At 45.2% G+C, this 6,731-nt stretch carries 7 protein-coding genes and 1 rRNA gene; 1 reads left to right on the forward strand and 7 read right to left on the reverse strand.

Annotated elements, in window-relative coordinates; all coding sequences use genetic code 11:
• The first annotated feature begins 138 nt into the window (after window positions 1-138).
• Complete coding sequence (locus GX019_03860; GenBank protein HHT36295.1) at window positions 139-405, forward strand: YqhV family protein; 267 nt, start codon at window positions 139-141, stop codon at window positions 403-405.
• A 53-nt stretch (window positions 406-458) separates the two neighbouring features.
• On the opposite strand, the gene gnd is transcribed toward GX019_03860, so the two are convergent.
• From gnd to rrf, 7 genes are all read right to left on the reverse strand, one after another.
• Complete coding sequence (gnd, locus tag GX019_03865) at window positions 459-1,907, reverse strand: decarboxylating NADP(+)-dependent phosphogluconate dehydrogenase (protein HHT36296.1); 1,449 nt, start codon at window positions 1,905-1,907, stop codon at window positions 459-461.
• A 3-nt stretch (window positions 1,908-1,910) separates the two neighbouring features.
• Window positions 1,911-2,762, reverse strand: coding sequence for a TIM barrel protein (locus GX019_03870; GenBank protein ID HHT36297.1), 852 nt, complete (start codon window positions 2,760-2,762; stop codon window positions 1,911-1,913).
• Window positions 2,763-2,774: 12 nt separating this feature from the next.
• Window positions 2,775-3,191 (reverse strand): YlbF family regulator, encoded by a 417-nt coding sequence (locus GX019_03875; protein ID HHT36298.1) that lies wholly within the window; start codon window positions 3,189-3,191, stop codon window positions 2,775-2,777.
• Window positions 3,192-3,217: 26 nt separating this feature from the next.
• Window positions 3,218-4,279, reverse strand: coding sequence for a redox-regulated ATPase YchF (gene ychF, locus GX019_03880; GenBank protein ID HHT36299.1), 1,062 nt, complete (start codon window positions 4,277-4,279; stop codon window positions 3,218-3,220).
• Window positions 4,280-4,428: 149 nt separating this feature from the next.
• Window positions 4,429-5,064: a bifunctional 4-hydroxy-2-oxoglutarate aldolase/2-dehydro-3-deoxy-phosphogluconate aldolase gene (locus GX019_03885; GenBank protein ID HHT36300.1), complete on the reverse strand. Its 636-nt coding sequence runs from the start codon at window positions 5,062-5,064 to the stop codon at window positions 4,429-4,431.
• 119 nt (window positions 5,065-5,183) lie between these two features.
• On the reverse strand, window positions 5,184-6,461 hold the full coding sequence (locus tag GX019_03890; GenBank protein ID HHT36301.1) for a Gfo/Idh/MocA family oxidoreductase: 1,278 nt from the start codon (window positions 6,459-6,461) through the stop codon (window positions 5,184-5,186).
• A gap of 153 nt (window positions 6,462-6,614) precedes the next feature.
• Window positions 6,615-6,729 (reverse strand): 5S ribosomal RNA (gene rrf / locus GX019_03895).
• Window positions 6,730-6,731: the final 2 nt, after the last annotated feature.

A 6,731-nucleotide genomic window follows, 5' to 3' on the forward strand; every position in this document is an offset into this window, starting at 1 on the left:
ATCATTTCCAGTTTTTCCGCTTGACGTTTAGTCTCAAGCCGCGTAACTTCAAAAATTTCCGGATCAACTAACTGCAGATTCTGATACACACTCTTACCCCTCTCATTCATTAACCTCATTAAATAAGGAGGCCTTCTTATGCAAACCGAATGGCGCATTGTATTGAGTATGGCTGTGATGCGTGTATTAGCTGGAGCAATTGAGATTACAGCTGCACTGCTGATGATCAAATTCGCCCGAGTATCTACTGCAATGAAAATCAATGCAACCTTAGGTTTGATCGGACCGACTGTGCTGATGATAGTCAGCACTCTAGGATTAATTGGACTTTCAGAACAAGTATCCTACGCAAAAATGTTAATAATTGCGTTAGGGGTGTTATTAATTTTTTATGGAACCCGCTAAAAAAAGAGAGGTATCCCAGTCTCGCCAAAACCGGGATACCTGGATTGAACCAGTTAGTCTTGAGGAACGCTTTCTGCTTCGCTGCCAGGAGCCAACCACTCTGTATGGAAAACTCCCGGTTTATCAACACGTTTGTAGGTATGGGCTCCGAAATAATCACGCTGAGCTTGAATCATATTTGCCGATATAGTTTCCCGGCGGTATCCATCAAAGTACGATAAGGCTGAGCTGAACGCAGGAATTGGCAGTCCTAGTTGAGCTGCTGTGGCAACTACTCTGCGCCAACCCGGTTGAGCTTTATCTACAGCTTCTTTGAAGTAGGGAGCTACCAGAAGATTCGGCAGATCCGGATTTGCATCAAATGCTTCCTTAATCCGCTCAAGGAATTGAGCTCTAATAATGCAGCCTTCACGCCACATTAACGCGATTTCACCAAGATTTAGATCCCAGTCCCATTCACGGGAGGCATCCCGCATTAAAGCGAACCCTTGGGCATAGGAACAGATCTTCGATGCGTAAAGCGCCTGCCGGATGTCCTCAACAAAGGCATCCCGATCGCCTTCAAAGTTTACTTCTGGACCGGTAAGCACTTTCGAAGCAGCCACTCGCTCATCTTTGATCGCTGACAAGCATCTGGCGAATACAGCCTCAGTAATAGTAGGAGTAGCGATTCCCAGATCAAGAGCAGCCTGAGAAGTCCATTTACCGGTACCTTTTTGTCCGGCAGCATCCAGAATTAACTCTACTAATGGCTGCCCAGTTTCTTTATCAACCTTGGCCAAAATATCGCTGGTAATCTCGATTAAATAGCTGTCCAGTTCACCTTTATTCCACTCGGCAAATACTTCGTGCATTTCCTGGGCGCTTAAGCCTAAAGCATGCTTCATGATATAATATGCTTCAGAAATGAGCTGCATATCGCCGTATTCAATACCGTTGTGCACAGTTTTAACAAAGTGGCCGGCACCTTCTTTGCCAACCCACTGACAGCAGGGAACTCCTTTCTCGCCAACTTTGGCAGAGATGCTTTGGAGAATCGGTTTTACAGTTTCCCATGCTGCCGGAGAACCACCGGGCATAATGCTTGGGCCTTTTAAAGCTCCCTCTTCACCACCGGATACACCGGTTCCGATATACAGGAGTCCTGCTTCTTCAACTCTCTTAGTGCGGCGGTTAGTATCTTCAAAATGAGAGTTGCCGCCATCAATAATAATGTCGCCTTTATCAAGCAGCGGAATTAACCGCTCAATAAAATCATCCACCGGTTGACCCGCTTTAACCATCAGCATAACCTTGCGCGGAGTCTTCAAAGAATCAACCAATTCCTCCAACGAGTAAGTACCGATAATATTTTTGCCCTTAGCCCGACCTTCAACAAAATCCGTAACTCTTTGGACAGTTCGGTTGTAGACGGCAACGGTAAAACCTTTGCTTTCCATGTTGAGGACAAGGTTTTCTCCCATTACCGCTAAGCCAATTAATCCAATGTCCGCTTTACCCATGCTTTACTCCTCCTTTGTTTTTTGGATGATTTGATTATATTCATGCTTTAAGATTAAAGCATCTTCTTCCAAATTTGGACTTTCGCATATCAGCCATCCGCCGACATTGTAATCAACCAGCGCTTGGAGGACAGCTTGGTAATTATTTTCCGCTTCAGCTAAAATCAAGTGTTTTCGCTCACCCTTAGGTCCATATTCGATGCCCGAAAAATGCATGTGCAGCTGATCTAAAGCGGCTGTACCCAATTCGGATTTAACAAATTCCAAAACTCCGCAGATCTCCTCATATGTATTATAAGCGCCGAGACTGCGGGCGTAGAGATGAGAAAAATCAATGCAGGAATATACACCCGGAATTTCAACAGCCAAACGCACTATTTCTTCAACTGTGCCAAATTGAGTGGGCGAACCGGTGGTTTCCGGGCGCAGATGGATATAAATACCTTCATCGTCAAGCTTCGAGCGGACCTCAACTAATTCCTGCTTAACCCGCGCATATACCTCTTCATGATCGGAGTCATGGTAATAGGCCGCATGAAAGGTAACGCTTTTCGCACCGGCTGCCCAGCCGATCCGGGCTGCCTGGAGAATTCGCTCCTTGCTGGCGCTTATCTTTTCCGGTTCCTTAGAATTAAGATTGATATAATAGGGGGCGTGCGCAGTTAGTTCAATTCCTGCTTCTTCACACACTATCCGAAGTTCCCGGGCAGATTTTTCTTTCATCCGCACTCCTCTGACAAACTCCAATTCCATGCAATCTAAGCCCAATTCTTCCAGCTTTGTCACACCTGCTTTAGATGTGCGCGGTTTGGCAGAGGTGGGGATTCCGGCTGTGCCAATCCGTACTCTCTTCAATGGATTCCTCCTCTAATTTCCCGGGGTCCACAGTTTTCGGGTAGCTTTTTGAATCTCATCCTCGATCTGCTCTTCTTCCTCGTCATCCATATCATATAGTGGTTCGAGACCGATAGCATCACTGAGGACTTCCTGAACATCCATCATCAGTTTGTGAAAGGCAAACTCAGCTTCAAATAACTCCCGGATATAGGGATTTATATTTAATACTTCATATAATTTACCCAGTTCTTCTGTTTGAGAATCAGTAACCGGTCTGCCCTCTAAGTGCTGTTTTTGCAGCTCGAGCTGTTTTTTATGGAAGTCTCTGAGCATGATCTTAGCTGCCTGATGAGCTTCAATTTCCTCTCTCGCCTGTTTTAACCGCTGATATTCTTCGCTCCCAACCAGCGCGTCGGCTAATTGTTTAGCCGTTGTTCTAACATCCACATCATCAACTCCCTTTTCAATCTGCCTTAAACATTAAACCTAAAGCTGATAATATCGCCATCCTGAACAATATATTCTTTACCCTCTAACCGAAAAAGGCCCTTTTCCTTAACTTTTGCGATGCTTCCCAACGCGATGAAATCCTCATAGCTTACTACCTCAGCCCGAATAAAGCCCCGCTCAATATCTGAATGAATTTTACCTGCAGCCTCCTTGGCATTAGTACCTTCGGTAATGGTCCAGGCCCTAACTTCATCTGACCCGACGGTAAAATACGATATCAGTCCTAAGTGCGCATATACTGCCCGCGACAGCCTTTCGATGCCGGATTCGCTGATGCCTAAATCAGCCATAAACAGCTCCTTATCTTCCTCATCCAGTTGGCTGATCTCAACTTCAATCTGCGCGCTGACTACGATAATGGGAATGTGGCGCTCCTCTGCCCATGCTTCCAGCTCAGCTTTTTGCGGAAAATCATCTTCCTGCATCTGCTCTTCATCAACATTAACAACCAAAAGCAGAGGCTTGCGGGTTAGAAAGTCGTAGCCGCGGATCAGTTTATCCTCATCTTCAGTAAAATCAACAGTCCACAGCGGTACATCTGCTTCCAAAGCTTCTCTGCATTTAGTTAAAACTGCCTTTTCCTGGGCATAGTTCTTATTCTTGACTCTCTCTTTTTCCAGCCGCTCCAGCCTTGTTTCAAGCAGACTCCAGTCTGCTAAAATCAGTTCTGACTGAATCTGGGTTAAATCACGCATCGGCTCAATTCTGCCATCAGCTGTTGGTACAATATCGCTGCGAAAAGCCCGCAGCACCTGCACTACCGCATCCACATCCCGTATTGCATTCAACAGCTCATTGCCTTTTTTATTCTGCCCTGCAGTCAATCCGGCTACATCCACCATTTCAATGGTGGCATATGTTGTCTTTTTGGGTTGAAAAATCTTTGATAACTCTGCTATTCTCGGGTCCATCACCCGAGCAATACCTGTATTAGCTCTCAGATTTGCTTTAGCTTCTACATTAGTTAACAGTTGAAATAGAGTAGTTTTGCCGCTCTGCGGCAGTCCAATGATTCCGATCTTCAATTATTGCTTCCTCCATGTTCTAATTCTCGATCATTGTAACATATTTCCGTTGGCCTCGCACTTTAATTGTGCCACAAATTAATAAAAACCACCATAACAAATTTGCATTTGTTGATGGTGGAATTTGTGTGCTGAGATGCGATCCAAACTTATTTTGCTTCTTCGACAAGTTTGGCTGCATAAGCGGTAATCTTTTCAAATTCTCCTGCGGCAATTGCCTCTTTATCGACAAGATTTCCACCTACACCTAAGACGTCTACACCCTTAGCACGGTACTCTTTAGCGTTATCGATGCTTACTCCGCCTGTAGCCATTAGGGTAATGTGATCGAGGGGACCAAGCACGTTCTTAAAGAAGTTAGCGGTTACAACTCCAGCCGGGAATACCTTAATAACATCAGCACCGGCTTCGCAGGCCTGCTGAATCTCGGTAGGTGTCATGCAGCCCGGCACTACCATGCGGCCGTAGCGGTTGCCTAAGCGAATTAAATCAACATTGAGTGTTGGAGCTACGAGGAATTGAGCTCCTGCCAGCATAGCTGCGCGGCCGGCTTCCGGATCTAAAACAGTACCTGCTCCAACAGCAATTTTGTCCCCTAAAGCTTTGCGGACGTCAGCGATTGCTTGGAGGGCGTTTTCTGTATCCATGGTAATTTCGATGGAATTGATTCCGCCGTCTACTAAAGCCTTTGCCAGAGGTACTACTTTAGTGGTGTCAATTTTGCGCAGTACGGCAACGACTCTGCTTTCCAGCATTTTTTCAAACACTTCGATTTTGTATTTCATACTGTTTCCTCCCATGATTTTTGTCTACTTAAAGAATACCCATGTTTCAATAAAACTTCACAAGGTTAATCAGCCATTTTACCTCAGAAAAAGCTCCCCTGCTAAGGGGAAGCTTTTCACTATGCCTTTAATAACTCGTCGATTCTGATGGGACGGTTTTCTTTAACCGATTTCCAGACAGCCTCGCCGGTTATAACTGAATAAGCACCATCGAGCGCACCGGAGAGAATTTCATAGGATCTGTTTGGATCAACACCCAGGAAAATATCCTCGAGTAAGATCGGGTCTCCGCCGCCGTGTCCGCCTTTGCGGCTGACTACATGAATTGTTTCCTTAGCACCAAATAATGGGAAGTAATCAATGGTTTGAACCGGAGTTGGGAAAGGAACCCGTGACGGAGCGTGGAACTCCATAGTCTCAATCCGTCCCTTAGTACCATTGATCGCTAAGCGGTATCCCTCATAAGGTGTTGAGAAGTTACACGAATAGCTTAATAAAGCACCTTCATCAAATTTCACAGTAACTGTGTAAGTATCTTCAATATCGATTTCCGAATCATAAATGCAGCGATCTGGGCGGTAGTTAGTGTAGGGTCTTTCAACCTTACCTAAAGCGCCGAGGTGATCATCTTTTGGCATTGCATCAGCGCTGCGGCTGGTCCAGCGCATATAATAGATGCAGTTGCTGCTGTCCGGACAATCTCCGCAGTGGCGGCCATCCACTTTGCGAGGATTCAAGCCGCCTTCAGATCCATAGTAGTTAAGCGCACCATAGGCAAAAACTTCTACCGGTTTTTGCCCGATCCACCAATTTACCAGGTCAAAATGGTGAGTACATTTGTGGATTGATAATCCACCAGATTTGTCCCGCTCGCGGTTCCAGCGTTTAAAGTAGCTGGCACCATGATAGGTATCAATGTACCAGTTTAGGTCAACAGATGTAATTCTGCCAACTTTGCCTTCTAAAACCAGTTCGCGAATTTTGGAATGAATTGGTGCATAGCGGTAGTTGAAAGTAACGATTACTCTACCCTTGCTCTTTGCTTCTGCGGCTAAGATTGCATTGCAGTCCTCACTGGTAGTTGCCATTGGTTTTTCGGTAATGACATCTAAATCATGCTCTAATCCTTTGATTATATACTCCGCATGAGTGCAGTCTACTCCTGCAACGATCAGAGCATCCGGTTTTTGTTCTTCAATCATCTGCTCAAACTGATCCGGCGTGTAAACAGCCACATCTTTTGTCTGAGGAAGTTTTTCTTTGCAGACTTCAAATCTTCTTGGATCAATATCCAGCAATCCCACAACCTGGCTGTTATGAGAAAACCTCTCCACAATTGGTGTAATAAACATACCTATTGCCCTGTTGCTAACACCACATACTGCATATTTCTTCAATGGCCTATTCTCCCCCACTTCCGCAAGATAATATGTCAATAAACTATTCTAGATTAACCTATTAATTCCTTTTAATCTCCGCTTTAAGGCATAACCTCTAAACTTTAAAAAAATTAAAAACCTCGGATAAAAATCCGAGGCTTTTAAACTAGTTCTTGGCAGTGAGCTACTCTCTCACCACGAGATGTGGCAATACCATCGCCGCTGGAGGGCTTAACTACTGTGTTCGGGATGGGAACAGGTGATCCCCTCCGCTATTACCACCAAGAA

This window comes from Bacillota bacterium (genome assembly GCA_012837335.1).
Lineage (GTDB): Bacteria > Bacillota > Limnochordia > Darwinibacteriales > DTU012 > DTU012.

Coding starts and splice junctions, on each gene's coding strand:
- GX019_03885 (HHT36300.1), bottom strand. CDS start 5,064: ATGAAATACAAAATCGAAGTGTTTGAAAAAATGCTGGAAAGCAGAGTC.
- GX019_03860 (HHT36295.1), top strand. CDS start 139: ATGCAAACCGAATGGCGCATTGTATTGAGTATGGCTGTGATGCGTGTA.
- gnd (HHT36296.1), bottom strand. CDS start 1,907: ATGGGTAAAGCGGACATTGGATTAATTGGCTTAGCGGTAATGGGAGAA.